Annotated in this window: 3 protein-coding genes; all 3 read right to left on the bottom strand. The window is 56.1% G+C overall.

The genetic code is table 11. From position 1 onward, the window contains the following. Positions 1-212 (bottom strand): IS66 family insertion sequence element accessory protein TnpB (tnpB, locus tag AC1DLB_RS30510; RefSeq protein ID WP_477786344.1); only part of this gene is annotated, 212 nt, incomplete at its 3' end. Further along, positions 209-541, bottom strand: a complete 333-nt coding sequence (gene tnpA / locus AC1DLB_RS30505; protein WP_086944210.1) for an IS66-like element accessory protein TnpA — start codon at positions 539-541, stop codon at positions 209-211. The genes tnpB and tnpA, both read right to left, overlap by 4 nt. A 309-nt stretch (positions 542-850) precedes the next feature. Further along, positions 851-1172, bottom strand: a 322-nt coding sequence (locus AC1DLB_RS30500) for a DUF2268 domain-containing putative Zn-dependent protease (protein ID WP_477786343.1), incomplete at its 5' end; no start/stop codon positions are given.

The raw sequence follows: 1172 nt of genomic DNA, 5'->3' as shown, positions 1-1172 counted from the left end.
CTGCCTTGATTCAATCGTCGCGCCGCCAGCCAGATACCCACGCCGTCATGCACCAGAACTTTCATCCGATTGGCGCGGCGATTGGCGAACAGATAAGCGCAGTGCGGCTTTGCCGCACCGAACACGGCAATGACCCGGGCTAACGYCGTTTCGGTGCCGGCTCGCATGTCCATCGGTTCGGTGGCGAGCCAGRTCGCATCGATTCGAATCACCGCAACAGGTCTCGCAGAAAGGAGGCACAGTCGGCTGCGCTTTCGGTCGGCCAGTTCACTTTGACGGTGCCACGCGCGTGCTGGATTTCAACGCAGATGCTCGATGACGCAGCCTGGGAATGCCCTCCGGCGAACTGCAAAGGTAGCGGAATGAAAGCAGGTTGCAGCTCCGTGACTTCGTTCGTTTGTACCCGAATCCATTTATGGACGAGGTTCGCGTTAAGGCTGTGGTGTTGCGCGACGTGGGCAATCGAGGCGCCGGGCTGAGCGCACTCTTGGACTACCTGGGCCTTGAATGATTTGGAATAGGATCGGCGTTGTGGCTGCATGGAAAGACCCGCTTAAAAGGCTAGAAATGGTGTCCACCTAAAATACGCGGACACCATCGCCCTTAATGCTCAAGTTCGGTAGGTGACTTGGCCGGACGGTTACTCCCCACCGACGAAATCCGGGCGTGAAACTGCTGAGTCTGGTGCGAAAAACTCATCGCGCTGAAGTCCGGGCATACGCTATCAGCCAGCTCTCCACGCATAGGGTCGATTACGGCGTACGCGCCCGGCAATCCCGTCTTGCGTAGTGTCATTGCCTTGGCAAGCAATGACTGGCGGGGCCATCTTGATGACCTAAGCCCGAACGTTTTAGATAACTGCGAGCACTCCACGAAACGCTTGTGCCTCTATCTCCACTAGACTAGAAGATGTACTGCCCTCATGCTCCAACAGGAATCGTTTTACGAGCTGAAATCCAAGGGAATAGCCTAACCATCTTGGAAGGTCAGATGCACCAAAGAACCACGCGTCGTGACCATAATCCTTGCGACTCCAGTAGCTTTCCGCCATTCCGATATGGCGTCGAATGTCAGACACATCGAGGCGCTCCCATGGTTCAGGTAAACCACCACAGATTTCCTGTGCAAAAGCGCCCGCCAGCCCCTCCGAAACAAGCGCTTCACCTAATGAT

This window comes from Pseudomonas sp. 05N434, from assembly GCF_056396965.1.
The sequence above is the reverse complement of the archived record's forward strand: the minus strand, read 5'-3'. Positions and strand labels throughout refer to the sequence as shown.